We start from the raw sequence: 25,304 nt of genomic DNA, 5'->3' as shown, positions 1-25,304 counted from the left end.
TGCAATTGCTGAAACCCTGATGATCGCCGACCCGAACATGTGCCATGTAGCGAGGGGGCTTGCCCCCGATAGGGTGTGTCAGTACTGGATGAGGTGGCTGACACACCGAATCGGGGGCAAGCCCCCTCGCTACAGGGTTGGGTCTGGCGATCGAGGGGAAATGCTTTCGCCAGCAGATGCAATTGCTGAAACCCTGATGATCGCCGACCCGAACATGTGCCATGTAGCGAGGGGGCTTGCCCCCGATAGGGTGTGTCAGTACTGAATGGGGTGGCTGACACACCGAATCGGGGGCAAGCCCCCTCGCCACAGGGTTGGGCCTGGCGATCGAGGGAAATGCTTTCGCCTGCAGCTGCAACTGCTGAAACCCTGATGTGTCGCTAACCGAACATCTCCCCTGTAGCGAGGGGGCTTGCCCCCGATACGCGGTGTCAGCTACGAATATTTGTCTGACACCCCGCATCGGGAGCAAGCCCCCTCACCACAGGGTTGGGCCTGGCGATCTAGGGGAAATGCTTTCGCCAGCAGCTGCAGTTGCTGAAACCCTGATGAATCGCTCGGCTTGAGGTCCTCCCTCACCACAGGGTCGGGTTTGGCAATCGAGGGGGAATTGCAACCCCGCCGTTAGCGGATTCGTTGAGCATCGGGGCTACCGGCCAGGTGCAAGCCCAGCCAGGTTTCCAGGCTCAACAACACGATCGCCAGGCCGCCACCGATGCACGTGGCGGTCATGCGATCCAGCGCTGCCTGCCACTCCGGCACACCGCCCAGTGCCGCGGTGGTGATCACCGTGGCCGTGACGAACAGGGTGAACAGGCTGTAACGCCCACCTTGCACGCCATAGGCCAGAAACGCGAAAAGCAGCCCCACCGCACCCATGCCCGCGCCGCTCACCCCCCAACTCCCAAGGCCGGCCGCCAGCAGGCATCCGCCCAGGGTGCCGACCATGCGCGCCACGCCACGTTTGAGGGTATCGCTGGGGTGCGCTTTGAGCACCACCAGCGCGGTCATCGGCGCCCAGTAGCCATGCTGCAGGCCCAGCTTGTGCACGAGCACCAGACACAGCACCACCACCGAGGCGCAGTACAGGCCATAGCGGCGGATGCGAAAGCGCGTGAACAGGCTGGTGCGCAAGTCGGCCAGATTGGCCCAGAAGCCGCGATGGGCCAGCAGCCCCTGAGAGGTCGACAGCAGCCGGGCAAAGAGCACGAAGACAGCGATTTCTACCGAGGCGCCCAGCAGGATGAACAGCGCGCGATGATCGGCCGCCTGCACGTCCCCAGAGAAGGCCCCCGCCACCAGCAGCGCGATGGACCACTGCAGGGTGATCCACCACAAAGCGTCGTCGATCGCCGACATCAGCGCACACAGCCCTGCCATCAGTGCCGCCGCTACGCAGAGCAGCCAGAAGTGGTTGCCCAGCAGCGAGCCACTCCAGGCGGCAACGCCCATGCCCAAGGCGACGATCAGCATCGGCGCCAAGGGATAGTCGGTGAGCTTCTTGAACGCGCCGAAGCCGACAGTGAAAGCGCCACTGAGGGCCAACAGGCAGACAGACAGGTGCTGGCCCGACAGCAGTCCGGTGACCATGATCAGGGTCAAACCGGGCATGCACGCCAGCGCCAGTGGCCATTGTTGCGAAGGGGGAAGAGAAGCCATTCACGCTGCCTGAAGAAGTCACGTCATCCGACCGAGGCGGGGGCTAAGTGTTCCCCCGCACTATCGATGGTGTGCCTGCCAAGATCGTCAACACGGCACCGCTGCAGCTCGATTGCTACATTGATATTCCTACCGGGTCGTGCCTGGGCATGACCCTGCGGGTGAATACCCAGCGCATCCGCCCACGGCTGTCGAAACCCATCAGCATGCGCCTGCATTTCGCTGCCTTCGTGGCGGACCAGGAAGGCTCGGTCCACCGCCTGGATGGTGCGACCGTTACTCGATGCAGCAGATCCAGCGGTGATCATGGCGGTAGGGCGCCCGGGTGAAGTGCACATCGCAGACCCGGGTCAGGCCGCGTTGCTTGAGGGTGTCGGTCAATTGCACGAGTGTATCTGCTTCGATAGTCATGGCTGTTACCTCATCAGATGTACCGTTCATGAATCTTGACCCGCAGTGGTTTTGGAAGATTCATTATTTGTTCGCTGCGGCGCGCCGGTGGCAGTCCCGGATACCCCGGCCCGCTTGGTTATCGGCGATACATGACAAGATTCTCACCTTGCCATCCACACCGGCTCGAGCGCGCTTCGCTACTGGCGAGCAGGTGATCCAGGCACTGGCCACCGGGCAGGCGGCGGTGGCGCAACAGCCAGCGGCGCAGCTGGAGGCTGTGCCGTAGTTGAACCTACGCCTTGGCAAAAGAGGCAAGCCGCAGATATTTGAGATCCGATAGTAAGGGGTGCAATTAATTATAATTTTCCAGCCCGGTGATAGTGCTGTCGTTAACTTTATGAACTTAATGATCTGCACCTTTCGTCCGTTCGTGCTGATATGAATTGGATCAATTCATTTGTTGTTGCGCTCATAACCTGTGACCGCATTACTGTATTTCCTCCCTTTGCCGGAAGCGAAGTAATGCTTTAAAGCAGAAAGGCCTGAGGAAATACCTATGTTTTTGCATAATAAGCGTCTGCAATACACTGTGCGCGTCGCCCAGCCCAACCCCGGATTGGCGAACTTGCTGTTGGAGCAATTCGGCGGTGCCCAGGGCGAACTCGCAGCGGCGGGTCGCTATTTCACCCAGGCTCTGGCCGAGGATGATCCGGGCCGCAAGGACCTGTTGATGGACATCGCCACCGAAGAGCTCAGCCACCTGGAAATCGTCGGCTCCATCATCGTCATGCTCAACAAGGGCGCCAAGGGTCAATTGGCCGAAGCGGTCGAAGAGGAGGGCGAGCTGTATCGGGCGATCAACGGCGCCGGCAACGATTCCCATATCACCAGCCTGCTGTACGGCGCGGGGGCACCCTTGATCAATTCCGCAGGGGTGCCCTGGACATCGGCGTATATCGACACCATCGGTGAGCCTACCGCCGACATGCGCTCCAATATCGCCGCGGAATCACGGGCCAAGATCGTCTATGAGCGGCTGATGAATGTGACCGATGATCCGGGCGTAAAGGAGGCGCTGGGCTTTCTCATGACCCGCGAAATCGCCCACCAGTTGTCGTTCGAGAAAGCCCTGCACGCCATTCAGCCCAATTTTCCCCAGGGCAAGCTGCCGGGCATGCCGGAGTTCACCAACAAGTACTTCAACATGTCCGGCGAGCCAAACGTGCGGGGGCCGTGGAACGAGGGTGGCGAGTGGGAGTATGTCGAGAGTCCCGAGCCGGCGGTCGATGGCGGTGACGGACTGGCTTCGGTGGAACTGTCGGCGGCCGATATGGAGGTGCTGGAGGCGCTGAAAACCCGGACCATGTCCGACCCTTCAAGCAATCCCGTCACCGGTGCCGATCTGGGTTCCGGGATGGTGCAAGGGCAAGAGGCATAAGATAAGTTGCGGCCCTTTGATGGGCCGCACTTTGGGGGGCGCCTATTCTAGACGCGTCTCGGACTCGCTTACCTCGACCGTCTCGTTTTCCCCGACCTTGCGGTATTTCTTGCGAATGGTTTTCAGCGCTTTCTCATCCAGTTCATCCAGATTCAGTACTGCATTCTGTGCCTCTTTCGTGGCCCGCAACAATTCATCGATTTTGATGTGCAAGATATCGTTGTCGCGGTTTTGAGTGTTCTGAATCAAGAAGACCATCAGGAAAGTGATGATGGTGGTGGAGGTATTGATAATGAGTTGCCAGGTGTCGTTGTAGTGAAAATAAGGGCCTGTGGCGGCCCATACCACTATCAGGATGATGGCGGTGGCGAACGTACGAGGACTGCCCGACTTGTTTGCCAAGGCTTGGGAAAAATTACCGAATGTCATGGGTATTACTCGCGAAGATCAATCACCCATAGACCCGGTCGTACACAGAAAATTTGCCCGTTCCGGGGCGAACCCCTATGAAGAATTCTTCATCCGTGGCGCGAGCGCACCGCTCGGATCCACCCCGAACTGCAAATAGATGGAAATATCTGCCGCCGCAAGGGTCGATTATCAGGAGAGTCGTCAATTCGACCAGGCCGCCATGGTGGTGGCCGTACCCGCTGATGCCAAAGGAATTTCGCCATGAACGATAAAAAATACTTCGCGCGCTTCGCCTTCCTTGCCCTGTTCAGCTTGAGCATCCCGACGTTCGCGGCCACGGATACCAGCGTTACCCTGGATCGCCCCGGGGTGGGCGCTCATGAAATCAAGCAGGGCGACAAGGTCCCGGATGAATACAAACGCAAGGAACTGGCCTTGGGAGACTGGAAGAAACGCCACCTCGCAGCGCCCGACGAAAACGAGCAATGGGTCGAGATCAAGGACAAATATGTGCTGGTGAATATTCCCAACGGCACCGTCAAGCAGATGATCGACAAGTCGGCGGCGCACAAGTAGCGACCGCTTGCCTGACCTTCGGGCGGCTGACGCGCAGGGCAACGTATCGCGACATGCCCTGATCGACGGTGGCCCAGGCCATCAGGCTGCTGATGACATGGGCCGCTGCAGGTGATCGGCCCACCGTCGCGCCTCGATCAGGCCCCCTCGAAACTCATCTCCGGTGGCTGGCGGCGAAATCCGCCGGTCATCCACGCCAGATACACCATGCCGATCGCCAACCACGCCAGGCCCAGGTCGATGGCCAGATGATCGAGGCTGACCATCAGCCACAGCGTCGCGATCATCCCCACCACCGGGCAGACCAGATGCAGCAACAGCGCCTTGGCGCCACGTTGCGGCGAGCCGATCCAGTAGTGGAACACCACTGACAGGTTGACCAGTGTAAAGGCCAGGAAGGCGCCGAAGTTGATGAACGAGGTGGAGGTGGTCACATCCAGCTTGAGTGCCAGCAGGGCTACCACGGCGCACAGCACTATGCTGCTCACCGGTGTGCCGAAGCGCGCGTTCAAGGTGCCGAAGATCTTCTGTGGCAACACACCGTCGCGGCCCATCGCGTACAGCAGCCGCGACGCACTGGCCTGAGCGGACAGGCCGGAGGTGAACTGGCCGACGATCAGGCCGATCAGGAAGATCGACACGAACAGATCACCGCCGACATTGCGGGCGATCTCGTACGCCGCCGAGTCGATGCTGTCGAAGGTCGCGCCAGGATGTGCCAACTGCACGAAGTAGGCGCTGACGATGAACAGCAGCCCGCCGATCAGGGTGATCAGCAGTATCGCCCGCGGGATGGTGCGGGTGGCATCGCGGGTTTCCTCGGTCAGGGTACTGACCGCATCGAAGCCCAGGAATGAATAGCAGGCGATGGCCGCGCCGCTCATCACCAATGGCAGGCTGAAGTGGCCGTCGAAGAACGGCGCCAGGGTCCACAGCGGTTTGCTCGGATCGCCCAGCACGTAGTGCACGCAGAGGACCACGAAGGCGATCAGCACCAGCATCTGCACCAGCAGCAGCGCACTGTTGACGGTCTTGGCCAATTGCAGGCCGACCACGTTGATCAACGAGGTGATGACGATGAACCCGAGCACCCACACCGCTTGCGGCACGGCGGGGAAGGCCGAACCCAGGTACGCCGCACCGATGAGCCAGATGGCCATGGGCAGGAACAGGTAATCGAGCAACACCGCCCAGCCAGCCAGAAAGCCCAGTTTGGGGCTGATCGCCTTGCGCACGTAGGTGTAGGCCGAGCCTGCCACCGGGAAGGCGGCGGCCATCTTGGCGTAACTCAAGGCGGTGAACAGCATGGCCACCGAAGCGACCAGGTAAGAGGCGGGAACCAGGCCCTTGGTGGCATCGGCGAGGATGCCGAAGGTGCCGAGGACGATGATCGGGGTCATGTAGGCGATGCCGAAAAGCACCACCGAACCCAGCGACAAAGTGCGCTGTAGTTTGGCCATTGCTGCTGCTCCAGATTGTGGGTTGTTATGGCAGAGCCGAGTCGGCGAAAGGTGCAACGGTGGCCACCGGCGTGGGTGGCCTGCGCGGGCGTGGCCCGTCGATTCTGATGTGTAGCGAGCTAGGGCTTGGGGATCAGCAACTCGCGGCGCCCGTCGGGGTAATCGCATTGCTCGGCGCGCAACAGCAGGCGTCGGTCGTTCAGATAGCGGTAGTCGCGGCGCGCGGCCTGGACCTGGGCAAAGTCCAGTTGCACGATCTGCCGGCATTCTTCGCGCCCGGCTTCGCAGAGCAACTGGCCGAAGGGGTCGACCACGGCGCTGCCTCCGGCGAACACCAGGCCGTCGTCGCCGCTGCCGACGCGATTGACCATCACCGCAAAGGCCTGATTCTCCATGGCCCGCGCCATGATCGCGGTGCGGTGCACGGGGCCGTACGGATCCATGTTGCCGTTGGTCACCAGGATCAGCTCCGCGCCCAGTTGGCCAAGGGCCCGAGCGCTCTCCGGGAATTCGATATCGAAGCAGATCAGCAGGCCGATGCGCACGCCTTGGTACAGCGCCGTGGCGTAGCGGTCACCGGGCTCGAAGATGCCGCGGTCGGAGGCCCACAGGTGAGTCTTGCGATAGCGCAGGGCGATGCCTTCGGGGGTGATCAGCAAAGTGGTGTTGTAGAAGTGGCCGTTGTCGTTTTCGGCCACGCCGAGGGTGACCGCGATGTCGTGCTGGCGCGCGGCCTGGACGATGGCCTGCACGCTGGGGCCCGTCAGCGGCTCGGCGAGGGCGGCGATGTTGTCGGCGGTGGGGAAGCCCATCAGCTGGGTCTCGGGGAACACCACCAGGTCGGTGTCGGCCGCACAGGCGGCGATGGCGTCCAGGGCGCGGGCCAGGTTGTGGGCGGTATCGCCGTCACGGCCGGCAAGCTGTATGAGTTCGACTTTCACGCGAGGTCCTTGTGCTTTCAGGGGGGCGCGCAATGGCGGCATAATGCCCGGCGCCCGACATTGCCTGGCCCGAGTATGGCCGCAGAGGGGCATCGTCGGTAATTACGCCAGCGAGTTAACCCATTGGGGGTAGTGCATGGGACTCACGTTGCAGGATGTCGCCTGGCATCAGTCGGTCGGCAAGCTGATCGAAGCACTGGACCGGCCGGGATTCTGGATCGCTCTGGTGCGCCTGCTGGAGCAATACGTCGAATTCGATAGCTGGGTCGTGCTGTTGTTTACCGATGGCCGCCCCCAGGTGTTCGCCGAGTGCCCCGGTCTGGATGGCGGCCCTGATGCGCTGTTCGCCGACTATCTCAAGGGCCTGTACCTGCTCGACCCGTTCTACATCGTCAGCCGCGAGCGCCATGCCAGCGGCCTGTTGCGTTTGGATGACGTGGCCGCGGAGCATTTCGAGCAGACCGACTACTACCAGCGCTATTTTCGCCTCAATGTGGTGGCCGATGAGGTGCAGATCAACGTCGCCCTCGAAGGCCAGCGCACCCTGTGCCTGTCACTGGGCGCCGAGCACCGGTTCACGCCCGAGCAAGTGGCCTTGTTGGGCTTGATCCAGCCCTGGATCGCGGCCCTGATGCGTCAGCGCTTGGCCTTCGAGAATGAACTGCTGGACAACCCGGCAGCGCCAGCGCCGGATTGGCAGCAGGCGCTGGAGGCCGCCAGCCTGAAGATCCAGGGAGCGCTGACCGCCCGTGAGATGGAGGTCGCGCGGCTAATGCTCAGCGAACATTCCGGCAAGGAGATCGGCCGTCGGTTGGCGATTTCGGCAGAGACGGTGAAGGTCCACCGCAAGCACATCTACACCAAGCTCGGGATCAAGTCGCAGTCCGAGCTGTTTGCCCTGTTCCTGCAGGCCCAGGGCGATGGGCACTCGATATGAGCCGAAGGCGTGCGCCAGCCCATCGCGGATCCGTCAGTGGGGGCTGTCTGTTCCTGCGATCTCTTGCGCGAAGTCGAGCATCAGGCGTGACAACGCCTGGGGCGTCTGCATCGGCATCAGGTGACCGGCGCCCGGAATGATCGCCACACGGCTGTTGGGCAGGTGGGCCAGGGTGGTGCGGCGTTGTTCATCGGCGCCCGGGACCTGCTGGTCATCGGCACCGCAGACCAGCAGCGCCGGACAGTCGAGCACGTCGATGCGCTCGCTCCAGTCCTCGCGGCTGCCGCGGTCGACCCAGGCGCGCCAAGCCACCAGATTGACTCGTTGAGCATCGGCGATGGCGACTTCACGGATGGCTTCCGGTAACGGATGGCCGCTGGCCTGATCGATGAAGTCCTCGGCCTGGAAGCGCGTCTTGGTATAGGCCCGCTGGCTGTCGCGATCGGCATCGCTCATGGGCTGCGGCCCAGGCGGCGAGGGCGCCACCAGGATCAAGCCGACAAGGTACTCGGGCCGCCGCGAGGCGAGCACCAGCGCAACTTTGCCGGTCATCGAGTGGCCTACCAGGATGCACTGGCGCAGGCCCAGGGCGCGGATCGTCGCGTCGACCTGATCGGCCATGGCGGCGACGCTGTAGCCCGGGACCTCGGCGGCGTCGCCAAAGCCCGGGGTGTTCACGGCGACGCAGCGATGACGTTCGTCCAGATAGGGCAAAGTGGGGAACCAGGTCCGATGGGATCCGCCGAGAAAGTGCAGGAGCACGAAGGCGGGGGAGCCTTGGCCTTGTTGGCTGTGGGCGAGCATTTCAGTCTCCAGGCGAGAGGGTCTTGTTTTCGGCACTTGAACGTCTTGGCCGCTCCTGTATGTGCGACTACCGGACCTGTGGCTCGGTTCGGTTTTTCGCTTCTGTGGGTAGGGGCGGGGTATTGAAATCAAGGCGCCCAGCCTTTGCGCGGGCGTGACGGTCTACAAGGGCCGGAAGATGACCGAGGACAAACCCGATGCCGCTGCAGGGCGAGGTCTAATCCTTGCGCCCGGCCCGTACATCGAAGGCACCGCCGGTCATGGCGCCATCCACCGTGACCTTCTGCTTGCCGGGCAATAACGGGAACAGCAGCTCGGCAACCCGATAGGCTTCCTCCAGATGGGGGTAGCCCGACAGCACAAAACTGTCGACCCCCAGGGCCGCATATTCCAGCAGGCGCGCCACCACGGTCTCGGGATCGCCCACCAGCGCCGTGCCGGCACCGCCGCGCACCAGGCCGACGCCGGCCCACAGGTTGGGCGCCACCTCCAGTTGATCCAGACGTCCACCATGCAGGGCGGCCATGCGCCGTTGGCCCTCCGAGTCCATGCCGGCGTAGTTGGCCTGTGCCGCGGCGATGCTGGCCGGGTCCAGATGGCTGATCAGCTCGTCTGCCGCAGCCCAGGCCTTGGCATCGGTCTCGCGCACGATGATGTGCAGGCGCACACCGAAACGCACAGTGCGACCATGCACGGCGGCGCGGGCGCGCACATCGGCGATCTTTTGCGCCACGGCGGCCGGCGGTTCGCCCCAGGTCAGGTAGGTGTCGACGTGCTTGGCTGCCAGCTCGTGGGCCGCGGGGGACGAGCCACCGAAATACAGCGGCGGATGGGGACGTTGCACGGGCTCGAAGAAGTTGCGCGCGCCTTGGACCTTGAGGTGCTTGCCCTCGAAGTCCACTCGCTCGCCTTGCAGCAGCCGGCGGACGATCTGCAGGTATTCATCGGAGGCTTCATAACGCTCGTCGTGGCTGAAGAACACCCCATCCGCCGCCAGCTCCACTGGATCACCGCCCGGCACCACGTTGAGCAACAGCCGGCCGCCGCTGGCCTGATCCAGGGTGGCGACCTGGCGTGCCGATGCGGTGGGGTTGCCCAGCGATGTACGCAAGGCCACCAGCAATTTGATGCGCTGGGTCACGGGCACCAGACTGGCGGCGGTGACCCATGGGTCGAGGCAACTGGCGCCGGTCGGAATCAGCAAGCCGTCGTAGCCCAGTTGATCCGCTGCCACGGCGATCTGGCGCATGTACCCACTGGTCGCCGGCCGCCCGCTGGCGGAATTGCCCAGGTAGCGGGTATCGCCGGACGTGGGCAGGAACCAGAAGATATCGAGACTCATTGTGTGATCCTTGGGCAATCGGGGCAGGGCGCGGTGGATGCTGGATGATCTGTGGGCGCGGCGGAACATGACCGGAGCAAATCTTGTGCCGTGAGCTAAACCCTAGTTAATCAACTGGATAAGAGTTCCGCCTCGGGAGTGACTGTTGCTGTGGCAACACATGTGTTGGTCAAGTGTTGCTGTGAGGTCAGTCTTGGCACGGCGATCGATACTGACCGACGCAAACTGTTCTGATAGGAATAGGCAATCCTCGCAGACGAACCGGCATTTCTGCCCATCTTCACCCTGACTACTCTGATCAGCATTCCCAACCGATTGGAGCGCCCCCCATGAGCACCCAGAAAACCCTGTTCATCACCGGTGTCAGCAGCGGATTCGGCAGCGCCTTGGCGCAGGCGGCCATCGCCGCAGGCCATCGCGTCATCGGCACCGTGCGCAACGATGCCGCCTTGCAGTCGTTCCAGGCGCTGTCCCCGGAGCTGGCTTACGGGGTGATCCTCGATGTCACCGATTTCGATCGCATCGACAGCGTGGTCGCACAGGTCGAAGCCACTCACGGCCCGGTGGACGTGCTGGTCAACAATGCCGGTTATGGCCATGAAGGCATTTTCGAAGAATCCCCCCTGGCAGAGATGCGCCGCCAGTTCGACGTCAACGTCTTCGGCGCCGTGGCGGTGACCAAGGCCTTCGTGCCGTATTTTCGTCAGCGCCGCGCCGGGCATATCATCAATATCACCTCCATGGGCGGCACCATCACCATGCCCGGTATCGCCTACTATTGTGGCAGCAAGTTTGCTCTGGAAGGTATCTCCGATACCCTGAGCAAGGAGCTGCAACCGTTCAATATCTTCGTGACCGCAGTGGCGCCGGGCTCGTTTCGTACCGACTGGGCAGGGCGCTCGATGCAGCGCACGCCGCGCAGCATCGCCGATTACGACGCCAGCTTCGATCCGATTCGCAAGGCCCGCGAAGAAAAGAGCGGCAAGCAACTGGGCGATCCGCAAAAGGCCGCGCACGCGATGTTGCAGCTCATCGCCAGCCCGACACCGCCTGCGCATCTGTTGCTGGGCAGCGATGCCCTGGGGCTGGTGCGCGACAAACTCGTGCGCGCTGCCAGCGAAATCGATCAATGGGAAGCGCTGACCCGTTCCACCGATGGCTAAGCGTCAGGCAGAGGTCACCCCATGCATCAGCACGACCCGTACACGACAACCCTGGTGCGCTTGCTCGAGCAGCTCGCGCCGCAGGAGGGCTACAACCTCAGTGCGCTGGACGACGTGCGCTTCCTGCGTTCCAACCGACCGCTGAGCCGCACACCGGTGCTGTACGACCCCGGTATCGTGATCCTCTGCCAGGGGCGCAAGCGCGGCTATCTGGGCGAGGAAGTGTACGTCTATGATGCCCAGCATTATCTGGTGGTGTCGGTGCCGGTGCCTTTCACCATGGAGACCGACGCCAGCGCCGCCGAGCCGATGCTGGCGGTGTACATGCGCCTGGATTTCAAGCTGGCCAGTGAGGTGTTGCTGCAGGTCGAGGAGGCCCTCGGCGCGACTTCGGCGCCGCCCAGGGGCATGTACGCCTCGCCGATGGACGACGCGCTGCGGGCCTCGACCCTGCGCTTTCTGCAGGCCATGAGCGAGCCGCTGGATGCGCAGATACTCGGGCCCTCGCTGGTGCGGGAAATCTACTACCGCATCCTCACCGGCGAGCAGGGCGGCTCGATGCGCGCGGCGCTCAATCTGCAAGGGCATTTCGGCAAGGTCACCCGCGCCATCCGCAAGATCCACAGTTGTTATCAGCAGCGCCTGGACGTCGAATCCCTCGCCCAGGAAGCGAGCATGAGCGTGCCCAATTTTCACCTGCACTTTCGCAGCGTCACCGACTCTTCGCCGATGCAATACGTCAAGTCGACCCGCTTGCACCAGGCGCGCCTGCTGATGCTGCGCCACGACATGACCGCGTCCTCGGCGGCGTTCAATGTCGGCTATGAAAGCGCCTCGCAGTTCAGCCGAGAATTCAAGCGATTTTTCGGCCGCACTCCGCTGGCGGAGATCGAGTGGATGAAAGCCACCTATGCGCTGCCAGCGCCGACCACGCCGTCGATCTACGTATCGTCGCACTGAGCCAGACCGGCCAGGGTGACAACCTGAATGACAGCACTCAAGTGATCGCAGCGATCTTTGTCGTTATCGTCAGCGCCCCTTTAAATTTGCAGGCTGCTGCTGCCTAATGCGAGCCACGACCCCGGCGATAACTTTCAGGTATACCCATGCTGCCGTCCTTCTCGTCCATCGTTTCTCGCCTGAGGCTCAAGCAGCTTCGTCTCTTGATTGCCCTAGACGAGCACGGCTCGTTGCGCAAGGCGTCCGAGCTCATGGCGTTGACCCAACCGGGCGCGACCAAGGCATTGCAGGAAATAGAAACGACCTTTGGCTCAAGCCTCTTCGAGCGCACCAGCAAAGGCCTGGAAGCCAACGACCTGGGCCGCTGCGTGATTCGTTATGCCCGTTTGATCCACACCGACCTCGAGCACCTGCGTGAAGAAATGCTCGGCATCCTCACAGGGCGCGGCGGACGCCTGGCCGTCGGCACCGTCATGGGCGGCGTGCCGGCGCTGGTGCACAGCCTGGCCGGCCTTCGCGCCAAACAGCCTGAGCTGTCGATCACCATCGTCGAGGACACCAGTTCTCGGTTATTGACCTTGCTGGACCAGGGGCGCCTGGATGTAGCCATCTGTCGAACCAGCATCAGCCCACGCCCGACGGCGTATCAAAGCCGCTTTCGTACCCAGGAACCATTGGTCGTGGTGGCCAATCCGGGGCATCGACTGGCGAGCGCGAAGGCGCTGCAACTCGCCGACCTGGTGGACAGCGGCTGGGTGGTGTTTCCCGTCAATATGCCCATGCGCCTGACGTTGGAGCGCGAATTCCGGCAATCGGGACTGAGTTTCCCGCCCTATGCCATCGAGACCTCTTCGACCTTCACGACGTTGTCGCTGTTGCTCAACGATCCGAATCTGGTGGCCGTCATGCCGAACGATGTCGCTCAGATGGCCCTGGATCACGGCATGTTGGTCAAGCTGGCGCTGAGCATTGAATCGACGAGCGAGCCCTTTGAAATCGTCACTCGGGCCAATGTGGAGTACACGCCCTCGATGATGTTGTTGATCGAAGAACTGACCGGAACCCGCATGGACGCGGTATCTGCCACGACCTAGCGCGAGGGTCTAACCCCACGACGCAAATAGTTGTTTTATGAGGCAATGTTGTCCACGGAATACTTGAGTATGTCTGTGGATAACTGTCTGTAAGCCATGAGAATCAAGCGTTCGGTGGGGTTGATCGAAAATCGATCAATCGGCGCCTCGGCCGGGATATTGCGCACTTGGCGGCGGCCCGCTCTGCGGCGCTTCGCCCCGTACCACCCACCAGATACCCACTGCCGACACCGCCGTGCCCAGCAGCATCAGCCACGACAAGGGTTCGTCGAACACCGCCCAGGCCCACAGCAAGGTCACCGCAGGGCTGAGGTACAGCACGCTGGCGACCCGCGTGGGGGTGGAGCGCTTCAGACACAGCCAATAGAGGCCGTAGCCGCCCAAGGTAGCGATGGACGCGGTCCACAGTACGCTGAGGGCAAACCCCGTGGTTGGCAGCGGCAGCAGGCTGCCTTGGCTGGCGACCACTATGCCGAAGGCGACGGCGGATACCGCACATTGCAACCACAGGTTGGTGAGCAGCCCCAGCGACTCGTGGGGCTGCAGGCGTTTTTGCCACAGCGTGGCCACGGCCAGCGAGGCCATGCCCAGCAAGGGCAGGCTGTAGGCCCACACCGGCGCATTGCCGAGGGCCAGGGCATCGTGGGCGACCATCAGCACCCCTGCCAGCCCGATCGCCAGGCCCATCCACACGCGCCAGTGCAAGCGCTGACCCAGCACCCCGGCGGCCAGCAGCGCCATGCCCACCGGCAGCAGATCGGCCAACAGCGCGGCAAGGCCAGCCGGTACGCCCAAGGCCACGCCCTGGACCACGCCCAGCAGATAACCGCTCATGGCCAGCAAGCCGATGCCGGCGTTTTTCAACAGCACTGGCGCAGGCGTGTTTTTCAGCTGGCCGACGACCGAGGGCAACAGCGCCAGCGTTACCAGCACGCAGCGCCAGAACACCACCAGCAGCGCCGGGGCGTAATCGATGGAAAACCGCGCGCCGATGAACCCAGAGCTCCAGCTCACCACCAGGCCGAGTTCGAGCAGCGGCAGGGGCAAGCGATACAGAAGCTTGAGCGTGGGGCGAGGGCAGGGCTGTGCTGAGGTCGAGTTCATAGGCACAGGCTACCCAGGTGCTGTAGTCTGATAAATCAAAATTACTTGCACTAGTTGTTCACATCAGGTGAATCATGGCCGCCATCCTCGATATCGATCTGTTGCGCACCTTCCACGCCGTAGTACGCCTCGGCAAGTTCAGCGCCGCCGCTGAGCACCTGCACAAGAGCCCCGCGGCGGTCAGCGTGCATGTCCAGCGTCTGGAAGCGGTGGCCGGTGGGCGCCTGCTCGATCGCGACAACCAGTCGGTGGCACTGACGGCGCTGGGCAAGCGCCTGCTGGCCGCCACCACCGATCTGCTGCACACCCATGACCGCGTGTTGGCGCAGTTGCAGGGTACGCGCCTGGCCGGGCGCATCACCCTTGGGGTGCCGGACGAATACGCCGCCCATGTCATCCGCGACATCCTGCCGATCTTCACCGCCGCCTGGCCCAACGTGGTGCTGGAGGTCAAGACGGCGCCAAGCTACACCCTCAGCCAGTGGGTGCAGCGCGGCAAACTGCAAATGGCGTTGCTGTCGCAACCGCGCGGGCAAGGCACCCTGGCGGCGCAGGTGCTGGCGGTGACTACGCCGGTATGGGTCGGCGCGGCCGCGGCCAGCTCAGCCTGGCCCGATCCGCTGCCGGTGGCGCTGTATGCCGCCGACTGCCCGTATCGCCAGGCGATGCTGGAATCCTTGAAGCGCCACGGCCGGCGCTGGCGGGTGGTGCTGGACAGCCCCTCGACGCAGGCGGTAAGGGCTTGTGTCGAGGCGGGACTGGCGGTGGCGCTGATGGACCGCGAGGCGGTGAGCCGCGCCATGACGGTGCTGGACGGCATGCCTGAAATCGGTGAGCACGAGGTGGTGCTGGTGCGCTCGGCGTCGGCGGTGGATGACCAGGCGATCGAGCTGCTGGCGCAGAGTCTGCACCAGTACTTCCGGCTATAGGCAAGAAAAAAGGGGTACGGATTTCGGTCCGTACCCCTCTTCGAGCGACGCGTTTATTGCCAGCCGTAACGACGGCTGTAGATGCCTTTCATGGCCTGGGTCAGCGTCACGTAGGCCAGCAGGATGAACGGCAGCAGGACGAAGTACAGCGGTGGCAGCGCCTGCAGTTTGAAGTACTCGGCCAGCGGGCCCACCGGCAGGAAGATCCCGATTGCCATGATGATGCCGGTCATGATCATCAGTGGCGTCGACGCGCGGCTCTGGATGAAGGGTATCTTGGCGGTGCGAATCATGTGCACCACCAGGGTCTGGGTCAGCAGGCCGACGATGAACCAGCCCGACTGGAACAGGGTTTGATGCTCAGGCGTTTTGGCCCCGAACACGTACCACATCATGATGAAGGTGGTGATGTCGAACACCGAGCTGATCGGCCCGAAGAACACCATGAAGCGGCCGATTTCCCCCGGCTGCCAGCGTTGCGGTTTCTGCAGTTGCTCTTCGTCGACGTTGTCGAATGGAATGGCGATCTGCGAGATGTCGTAGAGCAGGTTCTGCACCAGCAGGTGCATCGGCAGCATCGGCAGGAAGGGGATGAACGCTGACGCGACGAGCACCGAGAACACGTTGCCGAAGTTCGAGCTGGCGGTCATCTTGATGTACTTGAGCATGTTGGCGAAGGTACGACGGCCTTCGAGGATGCCTTCTTCAAGCACCATCAGGCTTTTTTCCAGGAGGATGATGTCGGCCGCTTCCTTGGCGATGTCCACGGCGGTGTCCACCGAGATACCGATGTCCGCCGTGCGCAAGGCCGGCGCGTCGTTGATGCCGTCACCCATGAAGCCGACCACATGGCCATTGCTTTTGAGCAAGCGCACGATGCGTTCCTTATGGGCGGGCGTCAGCTTGGCGAAGACGTTGGTGGTCTCCACGGCCTTGGCCAGTTCTGCGTCGGTCATGGCTTCGATATCGCCACCCTTGAGCAGCCCCTGCTGCGCGAGGCCGACTTCGCGGCAGATCTTGGCGGTGACCAGCTCGTTGTCGCCGGTGAGAATCTTCACTGCCACGCCGTGCTCGGCCAGGGCCTTGATGGCCGGGGCGGTGCTCTCCTTGGGCGGATCGAGGAAGGCCACATAACCGATCAGGGTGAGTGCCTGTTCATCGGCCAGACCGTAGACCGTTTGCTCCTGCGAGGTATGCCGCGCCGCCACGGCGACCACGCGCAGGCCTTCTTCGTTGATCGATGCGGTGACCTGACGGATCCGGCTGAGCAGTGCCTCGGTCAAGGGCTCGTCGATGTCGCCATGACGGACCCGGGTGCAGACTTCCAGCACTTCCTCGACCGCGCCTTTGCAGATCAGTAGATGCTGGTGATGCTCGCGTTCGGCGACCACCACCGACATGCGCCGGCGCACGAAGTCGAACGGCACTTCGTCGACCTTGTTGAAGGCGGTCGTGACCTGCAGTTCGCTGTGCACTTCGACGTGTTCGAGCACGGCCACATCGAGCAGGTTTTTCAGACCGGTCTGGTAGTAGCTGTTCAGATACGCCATTTCCAGTACCGCGTCGGACTCTTCACCCCAGACGTCGACATGGCGGGCGAGGAAGATCTTGTCCTGGGTCAGGGTGCCGGTCTTGTCGGTGCACAGCACGTCCATGGCGCCAAAGTTCTGGATGGCGTCCAGACGCTTGACGATGACCTTCTGGCGCGACAGCACCACAGCGCCCTTGGCGAGGGTGGAGGTGACGATCATCGGCAGCATTTCCGGGGTCAGGCCGACGGCGATGGACAGCGCGAACAGCAGCGCTTCGGTCCAGTCGCCCTTGGTGAAGCCGTTGATGAACATCACCAGTGGCGCCATCACGAGCATGAAGCGAATCAGCAGCCAGCTGACCTTGTTGACGCCCGCCTGGAACGCGGTCGGCGCGCGGTCGACGGCGCTGACCCGTTGCGCCAGAGCGCCGAAATAGGTGTTCTGGCCGGTCGAAAGCACCAGCGCGATGGCCGAGCCGGACACCACGTTGGTGCCCATGAACAGGATGTTGTCCAGTTCCAGCGGGTTGATCGAGGCCGCACCTGGCTGCACCACGAACTTCTCCACCGGCATGGATTCACCGGTCATGGCGGCCTGGCTGACGAACAGGTCCTTGGCGATCAGCACGCGGCAGTCGGCGGGGATCATGTCGCCGGCCGACAGCACCAGCCTGTCGCCGGGCACCAACTGGCTGATCGGCAACTCGATACGACCCGGCTTGCCCATGACCATGGGCGCAGGCGCTTGCGCAGCATCCTGGTCGGCAACTGGCGCGGCACGGCGCAATACCGTGGCGGTGTTGCTGACCATGGCCTTGAGGGCATCGGCAGCCTTGTTGGACTTGATCTCCTGCCAGAAGCGCAGGAAGGTCGACAGCAGCACCATGCTCGAAATGACCACGGTCGCTTTCATGTCTTCGGTGGCGAAGGACACTACCGCGAGCAGGGTGAGGAGCATGTTGAACGGGTTCTTGTAGCAGTCCCAGAGGTGGCGGTACCAGGTCAGGGGCTTGTCGTGCTGGACTTCGTTGGCGCCATGGATGGCCCGCAGTTCGGTGGCCTGGGCATCGGTCAGCCCCTGTTCGTGGGAGCCCATGCGCGACACCAGCGCGGCAGGATCGGCCTGCGCCGCTTCGGCCAGGGAGCTTGCCAGGGTTTTCGGCACTTCGCGGCTGACGCCGGTGCCGCTCACGCTTTCCAGCAGGGTGCCGCGGCGAAAGTGCTGGGCTTGACGACGAGAGCGCAGCAGGCTCAGGAAGAATTCTTTCAACAGTTCGTATTTCATGGTTATCAACTCTGGGTGGCGCCCGCGCGAGCACCCAGGGGTGATCACGCAGGCCAGCTCAAATACGGGTCTTCGGACATGGTTTCAACGGGCCTCTATGGCTGACTGGAATGGGGTAATCGTTCTTCGCCCCTCATTGGGCGGCCCTGCATCCAGCGAATGAGATGCACGATAAAAGTGGAACGGACGTTCTGACGGTTTTGGAGCATGGCAGTTTCCCCGTACGACATGAGGGCAGGCAAAGAGACCCAGGCGGGCACTTGCAGCGTGTCCACGGCGGGTCAGATGACGCGCACGATGAACCCGCCAGTCGCAAGACTGCACAGTCAGAAGGAGGGGGACGACAGGCGCATTGGCAATGCGCCGGAGGTACCGCCTTTCACGCTCAGCGAAAGACGGCAGGAGACCTGCGGGCTAGATCGCTGAGTTGATTCCGGTTCCGCGAACCGGCTGACGTCTGTCACTCGAACAAGTGCCCACTTAGGGTCTCCGTATTGAAAATCTGCGCGGAGTATACGCGCCGGAATGTGCGGGGCAAGTCACTAACGAAAACTTCATTTTTGCCTGCGCCATCGCCCAGGCTGTCGGATTGCGGGAGCTTATCAATGCGCCCGTTGCGAATGAGATTGAGTGTTATTAATTGAATTATGTGACATTTATATGGCGTCTGGATGATCGATTGATTGGCTTGCAATATCATTTACCCGCTGGAATAATGCGCGCCCTAGTCATTGGGGAGTAGCTATCTTCAACCGCCCGGTTGGAGAGTTCACGTCAACATAATTGAAGCCGCTTGCTTCATGGCGTGATCAGCACATTCAGTACAGCCTGAATATGCCCGGCGAGACCTTTGGCCACTGCGTGTTTACCGACCGGGTAAGCCATGCCGTGTGCCATTGGTAATCTGCTTGCCCGGTCTGTGCGTCTGATGATTTCAACTCTCGTTTTATTCTCCGCTTCCGCTGCGGTCATTTACTTGTCATGCGAGTTCTTCGTCAATGGCATTGAATGGTGCGGGCGTCATATGAAACTGGGTGCCACGGCCGTGGGTACCGTGTTGGCCGCCTTTGGTACCGCACTGCCGGAAAGTGCGGTGACCTTTACGGCAGTCGCCTTTGGCACCACCCCCGAGCAGAAGGACATCGGCGTGGGTTCGGCCATGGGTGGCCCGCTGGTCCTGGCGACCGTCGCCTATGCCGTGGTCGGCCTGGCGCTCTGGATCAACCGTCGCAAGCTCGCCCGTGGCGACTCCCTGGTCCGTGTCGATCGCAAGGCGCTGGCCAACGATCAACTGGCGTTTCTGGCGATATTCGTGTTCAAGGTCGCCCTGGGACTGGTGGCATTCGCTATCAAACCCTGGTTGGGCATATTGTTTCTGGCCGCCTATGGCGTGTATGTATGGCGGGAAATCACCAGTGCCGATACCGCACCCGAAGAGGAAGAGCTGGAACAACTCAAGATTCGCCCCGGTAGCGCAACCATGGGCTGGGCGGCGCTGCAATCCATTATTGCCTTGTGTGTCATCGGCGCGGCATCGCATATCTTCGTATCGCAACTGGAACATATCGGCGTTATCTTCGGCATCTCGCCGCATATCGTCGCGTTGTTGTTGAGCCCGGTGGCCACCGAACTACCGGAAATCATGAATGCGTTGATCTGGATTCGTCAGGGCAAGGAGCGTTTGGCGCTGGCCAATATCTCCGGCGCCATGATGATCCAGGCCACTATTCCCAGCGCGTTGGGGCTGTTCTATACGCCTTGGCTGTTCGACACGCCGCTGTTCGCGTCCGGGGTAGTGACGGCGTTTTCGGTGGGCGTGCTCTGGTTGATGTTTCGCAAGGGCGAGGTGGATTCGCGCAATCTCATGGCGATTGCTCTGTTGTACGTGGCCTTTGCGGTTTACGTGGGCTGGTATTTCCTGGGCTGAGGCACGCCTTTGATGATTCATCCACGCCGATCGAGCGCTCGTGCCGACTGAACGTTTGACCGCAGGGCTCTTCCAACGCAGTGCACCCCCATCATTCGATGCACGATGCAATACGGAGAAGCCCATGAATCCTGAAACCGAAGGCAGCGAAGAGAAAGGCCCGACTGGAGTGCCATTCATCAACGATCCAGGCAAGCACCCGGTACCGTCGGAGCCTGACGATGCCAGTCCGGACGACCCGGATATCGCCGGTGTGGACGGTTCCGAAGAGCCGGAATGACGTGTCTGCGCCGCGATTGTTGATCGGTTGCGCGGGCTGGAGCCTGTCTGGCGCGCAGGCGGGGGAGTTCGCGGCGCAAGGCACGCATCTGCAGCGTTATGGCGAACGCCTTGGTTGCGTCGAAATCAACAGCTCGTTCTACCGTCCTCACCGCCAGCAGACATATGCGCGCTGGGCGCAGGCGGTGCCCGAGGGTTTTCGCTTCAGCGTCAAGGTGCCCAAGCTGATCACCCACGGCCAGCGCCTTCGCGACTGCGAACAAGCGCTTGAGCTGTTCCTCTCCCAGTGCTCGGGGTTGGGCGAAAAGCTCGGCTGTCTGCTGGTGCAGTTACCGCCATCCTTGAGCTTCGATGAAGCCCTGGCCGAGGCGTTCTTCGTCATGCTCCGTCAGCGTTTCAGCGGTGGCATCGTGGTAGAGCCGCGCCATGCCTCCTGGATCGCTGCCGAGCCGCTGCTGCAAGCCCGGCAGATCGCCCGCGCCGCCGTCGATCCTACGCGCTTCAGTGATGACGGCGTACCTGGCGGCTGGTCGGGGTTGCGCTATTGGCGTCTGCACGGATCGCCGCGCATCTATCACGACAGCTATGACGAGCCGCAGCTTCGGACGCTGGCGGATAGACTGCTCGACGCCGCCAGCACCGGGAGTCAAGCCTGGTGTGTCTTCGACAACACGGCCAGTGGCGCGGCGCTGGGCAACGCACTGCGCTTGAGCGCGCTGACGACCATTCGTCATTGAATTGAAAGAAATTCTGTGTAAACACCCACCGCCGATTTTCACAGTAGTAACCCGTGAAAAAAGAGGCCTGCCATGTACATTCGCAAGACACCGATGGCTGCAAAATGCGCGATGGGGGATTTTCGCCACGGGCTGGATGATTTCGACGAGCAGGCTTTCGTATCGCGCCAGCAGTTTCGCGCGGCGCTGACCCTGGACCTGTTTGCGATCGGCAGATTTCGCACGTTTCGCCAACATATGAAACTGTAAAATAGGGGTGGGCTTATGCTCGCCACGCCGGTGCACCTAACTATCCGTTGCTAGGCTTGATTGCCTCGCAATGCTACATTCGCGCCCATGAATTCCTTGCGCACCCATCGCCTGCCGCTTGCCTGGATGTTGTTTGCCTTCGTCCTGTTCAACGGTCTCGCCTGCAGCATCGGCCATGGGCTGATGATGGGGATGGACGGTGCGCCCGATTCAAGCCTGGCGCAGGGTGATATGGGGCCGACCGTCGATGCCCATGCCGGCATGCAGATGGACATGTCGATGCCGATGTCCTCTGCCATGGATGCCGCTGCAAAAGACCACCACGACAGCCTGAAATCCATGTTCGGTGCCTGCACCTTTGCCGGCATTCTGGCCATGGCCATGGTGTTCTTTGCCGCGCTGGGCTGGCTGGTCCGCTTGCGGCAGCCGCGTGCAGTCCTTCAAGGACGCTGGCCGGTATCGTCCTTTCGGCTGTACTTCCCCGCACTCAACCCCCGCGCACCCTAGCTCTCGTCGCGCCGTTGGTGCGCGTGCAAATCCTTGATAAACGACCTGTGTCTGGCTGGCAGTACGCTGCCGTGCCGGCTGTTTTTCGCTCTGGATGGGTGCTTATGTCTGCTCAACTTTCTTCCCCGCCGTCGGGGGCTGTCGTGGCCTTGCTCAAACGCCTGCATTTTTATGCCGGCCTGTTTGTCGGGCCGTTTTTGTTGGTCGCGGCGCTGAGTGGGGTGCTGTATGCCCTGACGCCGCAAATCGAAGAACATCTTTATGCCGATGCCTTGCACAGTGACAGCCGCGGGCCGAACCTCGCGCTGGCCGAGCAGGTCGCTCGGGCACAGGCGCAGGTCGGCGATACCCGGCTGACGGTGGCGGCGGTGCGACCGGCACCACACGCGGGAGACACCACGCGGGTGATGTTCAGCGCGCCGCAGCTGGGCGAGTCCGAGCACCGCGCGGTGTTCATCGATCCGGTCAGCGGCGCGGTGCGCGGCGATATGACGGTCTATGGCACCAGCGGTGTGCTGCCGCTGCGCACCTGGATCGACCAGTTCCATCGCGGCTTGCTGCTGGGTGATATCGGCCGTCTGTACAGTGAACTGGCGGCGTCCTGGCTGTGGGTGGCGGTGCTCGGCGGCCTGGTGTTGTGGGCGGTCAGCCGCAAGCGGGCCAAGGCGAGCGCCCGCGGCTTGCGCGGCTGGCACGCCAGTGTCGGGCTGTGGCTGGCGCTGGGACTGCTGTTTTTCTCGGCCACCGGGCTGACATGGTCACAGTACGCGGGCGATAACATCGGTGTGTTGCGGGCCTGGTATGGGTGGTCGACGCCCAGTGTCGCGACGTCGCTGAACTCGGCGTCGAACATGCGCTCGGACATGAACATGAGCGTGGATGAACACGCCGAGCATCACCTGCACATGGCCGTGCCCGGGGTGCCGGTGGCGCTGAAACCGGCGCTGTTCGACAGCGTCCTGGCCAGCGCTCGCAGCGCCGGGATCAACGCCGCCAAGGTCGAGATCCGCCCAGCCAAGAGCACTGATAAAGCCTGGACGGTAAACGAGATCGATCGGCGCTGGCCGACGCAGGTGGATGCCGTAGCGGTCGATCCGCGCAGCCTGAAAGTGATCGATCAAGTGCGTTTCGAGCAATATTCGTTGCCGGCCAAGCTCACCCGCTGGGGCATCGACGCGCACATGGGGGCGTTGTTCGGCCTGGCCAATCAGCTGCTGCTGGTGGTCTTTGCCAGCGGCCTGGCAGTGATGATAGTGCTCGGTTATCTGATGTGGTGGCGCCGCCGCCCGGCGCTCGCGCCGCAATCGACTTTGTTCGAGGCGTGGCGGCAGCTGCGCCCGGCCGGACGGGCAGGGGTGATCGCTGTAGCTGTGGCGTTGGGCCTGAGCTTGCCGGTGCTGGGCGTGAGTCTGGTGTGCTTTGTGCTGGGCGATGTGCTGCTGAGTTTGCGAGCCTTGCCTGGGACGTTGTCGCAAACACAGGCTTGATCGGTTGTGGCGACGCTGCGAGTTGTAGAGCGTCGCCCGCAGCGTGGAAATCGCTTTCCAGCTGCCGATCCGGTGGCGGCTAAGCCCGCGCTGCCCGTGGCATCGGCACGATGAGCAGGGTCATCAGCTGTTCCCACGGGCGCTGGCCTTTGCCGGCGCGGGAGCAGTCCGGGGCATGAATGAAATCGGTATTGGAGTAGTGGCTCGGCTGGCGTGCGGCGCACTCGGCACAGGCGATTTCTTCATCGTGCATGGTCCAGGCGGCTTGCCAATCTTGCAGATCCTTGTGCGCGTACATGGTCTTTCGTCCTTTGATTTGTTGTTGTCCTTTCAGCCTAGCAATTGCGATTGCGTCTGCAAGGATGCGTCGCGTCAGGTAGGCTTGCGCTTTCACGCTTATTTCAGATCAGGCATCGGACGCTAAGTTTCCTATGAATCACTCGCTTAACCCCCGCATCTACGTATTGACCTTCACCTCGTTCGTCATGCTGTCATCGGAATTCATCGTCGCCGGCTTGTTACCGCAGATCGCCGCCAGCCTGCAGATCACGGTCGGCAGCGCTGGCGCGTTGGTCACGGCATTCGCGTTGGGCATGGGCGTAGGCGCTCCGCTCATCGCCGCTTTTACTCACAAGGTCGGCATGCGCGCCTTGTTGATCTGGGCCTGCGTGGCGCTGTTCCTGGGCAATACCATTTGCGCAGTGACCGACAATTTCCCCATCCTGCTGGCCGGGCGCGCGCTTGGCGGGGTCGGGGTAGCGATCTTCTGGACCAATGCCACGGTAGCGGCCGCTGCGCTGTCGACGGCCAATACCCAGAGCCTGGCGATTTCCCGGGTCCTGATCGGTATCTCGATCGCTTCGGTGGTCGGGGTGCCGCTGGGCAAGTGGGTCAGCGATGCCTGGACCTGGGAGCATGCCATGGCGCTGATGGCGGGTTTGAGCGCCCTGGCATTGGTGCTGGTGATCCTCTGGGTGCGGCCACCCGAGGGCGATCGCTCCCAGGCGCAAGTGAATCTGCTGGGGCGCCTCAGTGTGATCTGGAAGCGGGATATTGCCCTGGCGTTGCTGAGCTACCTGCTGATGTTCGCTGGCATCATGACCGTCTTCAGCTTCCTCGCGACGCTGTTGACCCGCTATACCGGATTCCCTGCTGCAGAAGTAACGCTGGTGCTGGCGCTGTATGGGGTAGCGGATATCGTCGGCAACCTGCTGCTGGCCAAGCGTGTGCCCAATCCGCTGGACAGCATGTTCAAACGGGTGTTGTTGACCCTCGCTGCAGTGATGGTCGGCATCTCGGTGTTCGGTGCGAGCTTGTGGCTGGTGCCCTTGTTCGTGGCCGGAGCGGGCTTCTGCCATGCCGGCGCGAGCATGATGAATGGCATGGACGTGATCCGCCGGGCCGGCGCCGATGCCAAGATCGTCAACTCGGTGAACGTGGCGGCGATCAACGTCGGTATCATGCTTGGCGCTCTGTGCGGCGGCCTGGTGACCGACCATATCGGCATTCAATATGTCGGCTATCTGGCAGGTGTGTTCGTGCTGCTGGCCTGGGCGATTCGCCTGCAGTTGCAGCCAGTTCGGGCGGTGGAATGAGCCACGCATCGACATTCGACAAAGGTAATCCTCTGTGAAGATCATCCGCAGCAAAGACTTCACCGGCGACCGGCCCTGGGCGGCGCTGGATATTGCCAATATGGGCGGTATCACCACTCGCTTGCACTGGACCGACCAACCCTACAAATGGCACGTCAATGATGGGCAAGAGGTGTTTGTAGTGCTCGACGGGCAGGTGGAAATGCGCTTCATGGAAGGGGATGTCGAGCGATCGACGTTGCTGAACGTCGGCGACATCTTTTACGCCTCGGTCGGCACTGCGCACGTTGCTCATCCAGTGGGCGCGGCGCGGGTGCTGGTGGTGGAAAGCGAAGGGAGCGTTTGAGCGGGGTCTTGTTTGATCCTGGGCTGTGTTGGTTTTGCTGTCTTGGCTTTTGGGCTTTTGGGCTTTTGGGATTGGGGTGGTTCTGCTTTCGAGCCGGCCTTGGGGTCGCCGCCCCCACCATTGGCCCCTCGCTGGGGCGAGGGGTTCCCG

General features: G+C 62.2%; 26 protein-coding genes and 1 riboswitch. Of the genes, 16 read left to right on the top strand and 10 right to left on the bottom strand.

Annotation, left to right across the window (positions count from 1 at the left end; all coding sequences use genetic code 11):
• On the top strand, window positions 1-265 hold a 265-nt coding region (locus tag AC3WJP_RS27590), incomplete at its 5' end, for a hypothetical protein (RefSeq protein WP_493735701.1).
• Window positions 266-624: 359 nt separating this feature from the next.
• Here the strand turns inward: AC3WJP_RS27590 and AC3WJP_RS27585 are convergent.
• Both AC3WJP_RS27585 and AC3WJP_RS27580 read right to left on the bottom strand, forming a co-directional pair.
• On the bottom strand, window positions 625-1,659 hold the full coding sequence (locus AC3WJP_RS27585; protein ID WP_493724305.1) for an FUSC family protein: 1,035 nt from the start codon (window positions 1,657-1,659) through the stop codon (window positions 625-627).
• 276 nt (window positions 1,660-1,935) lie between these two features.
• Window positions 1,936-2,070 (bottom strand): hypothetical protein, encoded by a 135-nt coding sequence (locus tag AC3WJP_RS27580; RefSeq protein WP_493724306.1) that lies wholly within the window; start codon window positions 2,068-2,070, stop codon window positions 1,936-1,938.
• A 538-nt stretch (window positions 2,071-2,608) separates the two neighbouring features.
• On the opposite strand from AC3WJP_RS27580, the gene AC3WJP_RS27575 reads away from it, so the two are divergent.
• A complete protein-coding gene (locus AC3WJP_RS27575; protein ID WP_493724307.1) occupies window positions 2,609-3,490 on the top strand; it encodes a manganese catalase family protein in 882 nt (293 codons plus the stop codon).
• A gap of 42 nt (window positions 3,491-3,532) precedes the next feature.
• Here AC3WJP_RS27575 and AC3WJP_RS27570 read toward each other — a convergent pair whose 3' ends face one another.
• Window positions 3,533-3,919 (bottom strand): low affinity iron permease family protein, encoded by a 387-nt coding sequence (locus AC3WJP_RS27570; RefSeq protein WP_493724308.1) that lies wholly within the window; start codon window positions 3,917-3,919, stop codon window positions 3,533-3,535.
• A 243-nt stretch (window positions 3,920-4,162) separates the two neighbouring features.
• On the opposite strand from AC3WJP_RS27570, the gene AC3WJP_RS27565 reads away from it, so the two are divergent.
• Window positions 4,163-4,477, top strand: coding sequence for an RcnB family protein (locus AC3WJP_RS27565; RefSeq protein WP_493724309.1), 315 nt, complete (start codon window positions 4,163-4,165; stop codon window positions 4,475-4,477).
• A 137-nt stretch (window positions 4,478-4,614) separates the two neighbouring features.
• Here the strand turns inward: AC3WJP_RS27565 and AC3WJP_RS27560 are convergent, their stop codons facing one another.
• Both AC3WJP_RS27560 and AC3WJP_RS27555 read right to left on the bottom strand, forming a co-directional pair.
• Window positions 4,615-5,937 (bottom strand): APC family permease, encoded by a 1,323-nt coding sequence (locus tag AC3WJP_RS27560; protein WP_493724310.1) that lies wholly within the window; start codon window positions 5,935-5,937, stop codon window positions 4,615-4,617.
• A gap of 119 nt (window positions 5,938-6,056) precedes the next feature.
• Window positions 6,057-6,878 (bottom strand): carbon-nitrogen hydrolase family protein, encoded by an 822-nt coding sequence (locus AC3WJP_RS27555; RefSeq protein WP_493724311.1) that lies wholly within the window; start codon window positions 6,876-6,878, stop codon window positions 6,057-6,059.
• Between the two features lie 136 nt (window positions 6,879-7,014).
• On the opposite strand from AC3WJP_RS27555, the gene AC3WJP_RS27550 reads away from it, so the two are divergent.
• Complete coding sequence (locus tag AC3WJP_RS27550; RefSeq protein ID WP_493724312.1) at window positions 7,015-7,815, top strand: helix-turn-helix transcriptional regulator; 801 nt, start codon at window positions 7,015-7,017, stop codon at window positions 7,813-7,815.
• A gap of 33 nt (window positions 7,816-7,848) precedes the next feature.
• Here AC3WJP_RS27550 and AC3WJP_RS27545 read toward each other — a convergent pair whose 3' ends face one another.
• Complete coding sequence (locus tag AC3WJP_RS27545) at window positions 7,849-8,619, bottom strand: alpha/beta fold hydrolase (RefSeq protein ID WP_493724313.1); 771 nt, start codon at window positions 8,617-8,619, stop codon at window positions 7,849-7,851.
• A gap of 217 nt (window positions 8,620-8,836) precedes the next feature.
• Window positions 8,837-9,961, bottom strand: coding sequence for an FMNH2-dependent alkanesulfonate monooxygenase (gene ssuD, locus AC3WJP_RS27540; protein ID WP_493724314.1), 1,125 nt, complete (start codon window positions 9,959-9,961; stop codon window positions 8,837-8,839).
• A 329-nt stretch (window positions 9,962-10,290) separates the two neighbouring features.
• On the opposite strand from ssuD, the gene AC3WJP_RS27535 reads away from it, so the two are divergent.
• From AC3WJP_RS27535 to AC3WJP_RS27525, 3 genes are all read left to right on the top strand, one after another.
• Window positions 10,291-11,124: an oxidoreductase gene (locus tag AC3WJP_RS27535; RefSeq protein ID WP_493724315.1), complete on the top strand. Its 834-nt coding sequence runs from the start codon at window positions 10,291-10,293 to the stop codon at window positions 11,122-11,124.
• Window positions 11,125-11,145: 21 nt separating this feature from the next.
• Window positions 11,146-12,084: an AraC family transcriptional regulator gene (locus tag AC3WJP_RS27530; RefSeq protein ID WP_493724316.1), complete on the top strand. Its 939-nt coding sequence runs from the start codon at window positions 11,146-11,148 to the stop codon at window positions 12,082-12,084.
• Window positions 12,085-12,230: 146 nt separating this feature from the next.
• On the top strand, window positions 12,231-13,178 hold the full coding sequence (locus AC3WJP_RS27525; protein WP_493724317.1) for a LysR family transcriptional regulator: 948 nt from the start codon (window positions 12,231-12,233) through the stop codon (window positions 13,176-13,178).
• Between the two features lie 135 nt (window positions 13,179-13,313).
• On the opposite strand, the gene AC3WJP_RS27520 is transcribed toward AC3WJP_RS27525, so the two are convergent.
• A complete protein-coding gene (locus tag AC3WJP_RS27520) occupies window positions 13,314-14,282 on the bottom strand; it encodes a DMT family transporter (protein WP_493724318.1) in 969 nt (322 codons plus the stop codon).
• Between the two features lie 74 nt (window positions 14,283-14,356).
• Between AC3WJP_RS27520 and AC3WJP_RS27515 the strand changes: the two genes are divergently transcribed.
• Window positions 14,357-15,211, top strand: coding sequence for a LysR family transcriptional regulator (locus AC3WJP_RS27515; protein WP_493724319.1), 855 nt, complete (start codon window positions 14,357-14,359; stop codon window positions 15,209-15,211).
• A gap of 53 nt (window positions 15,212-15,264) precedes the next feature.
• Here AC3WJP_RS27515 and mgtA read toward each other — a convergent pair whose 3' ends face one another.
• Complete coding sequence (gene mgtA / locus AC3WJP_RS27510; RefSeq protein ID WP_493724320.1) at window positions 15,265-18,027, bottom strand: magnesium-translocating P-type ATPase; 2,763 nt, start codon at window positions 18,025-18,027, stop codon at window positions 15,265-15,267.
• Window positions 18,028-18,748: 721 nt separating this feature from the next.
• Window positions 18,749-18,922, top strand: a riboswitch (yybP-ykoY riboswitch).
• Here mgtA and AC3WJP_RS27505 point away from each other — a divergent pair.
• From AC3WJP_RS27505 to AC3WJP_RS27480, 6 genes are all read left to right on the top strand, one after another.
• Window positions 18,911-19,954: a sodium:calcium antiporter gene (locus tag AC3WJP_RS27505; RefSeq protein WP_493735700.1), complete on the top strand. Its 1,044-nt coding sequence runs from the start codon at window positions 18,911-18,913 to the stop codon at window positions 19,952-19,954. It overlaps the preceding riboswitch by 12 nt.
• Window positions 19,955-20,078: 124 nt before the next feature.
• Window positions 20,079-20,234, top strand: coding sequence for a hypothetical protein (locus AC3WJP_RS27500; protein WP_493724322.1), 156 nt, complete (start codon window positions 20,079-20,081; stop codon window positions 20,232-20,234).
• A gap of 1 nt (window position 20,235) precedes the next feature.
• Window positions 20,236-20,970: a DUF72 domain-containing protein gene (locus AC3WJP_RS27495; RefSeq protein ID WP_493724323.1), complete on the top strand. Its 735-nt coding sequence runs from the start codon at window positions 20,236-20,238 to the stop codon at window positions 20,968-20,970.
• A 72-nt stretch (window positions 20,971-21,042) separates the two neighbouring features.
• Entirely contained in the window at window positions 21,043-21,219 is a 177-nt protein-coding gene (locus tag AC3WJP_RS27490) for a hypothetical protein (RefSeq protein ID WP_493724324.1), read from the top strand.
• Between the two features lie 87 nt (window positions 21,220-21,306).
• On the top strand, window positions 21,307-21,726 hold the full coding sequence (locus AC3WJP_RS27485; RefSeq protein WP_493724325.1) for a DUF2946 domain-containing protein: 420 nt from the start codon (window positions 21,307-21,309) through the stop codon (window positions 21,724-21,726).
• Between the two features lie 104 nt (window positions 21,727-21,830).
• Window positions 21,831-23,213, top strand: coding sequence for a PepSY-associated TM helix domain-containing protein (locus tag AC3WJP_RS27480; protein ID WP_493724326.1), 1,383 nt, complete (start codon window positions 21,831-21,833; stop codon window positions 23,211-23,213).
• 79 nt (window positions 23,214-23,292) lie between these two features.
• Here AC3WJP_RS27480 and AC3WJP_RS27475 read toward each other — a convergent pair whose 3' ends face one another.
• Window positions 23,293-23,511, bottom strand: a complete 219-nt coding sequence (locus AC3WJP_RS27475; protein WP_493724327.1) for a hypothetical protein — start codon at window positions 23,509-23,511, stop codon at window positions 23,293-23,295.
• A gap of 133 nt (window positions 23,512-23,644) precedes the next feature.
• On the opposite strand from AC3WJP_RS27475, the gene AC3WJP_RS27470 reads away from it, so the two are divergent.
• Complete coding sequence (locus tag AC3WJP_RS27470) at window positions 23,645-24,808, top strand: MFS transporter (protein WP_493724328.1); 1,164 nt, start codon at window positions 23,645-23,647, stop codon at window positions 24,806-24,808.
• A 34-nt stretch (window positions 24,809-24,842) separates the two neighbouring features.
• On the top strand, window positions 24,843-25,154 hold the full coding sequence (locus AC3WJP_RS27465) for a cupin domain-containing protein (protein WP_493724329.1): 312 nt from the start codon (window positions 24,843-24,845) through the stop codon (window positions 25,152-25,154).
• Window positions 25,155-25,304: the final 150 nt, after the last annotated feature.

The sequence above is a fragment of the Pseudomonas sp. GW821-FHT01A09 genome (genome assembly GCF_058986725.1).
This window is presented reverse-complemented; position numbering and strand designations above follow the sequence as displayed.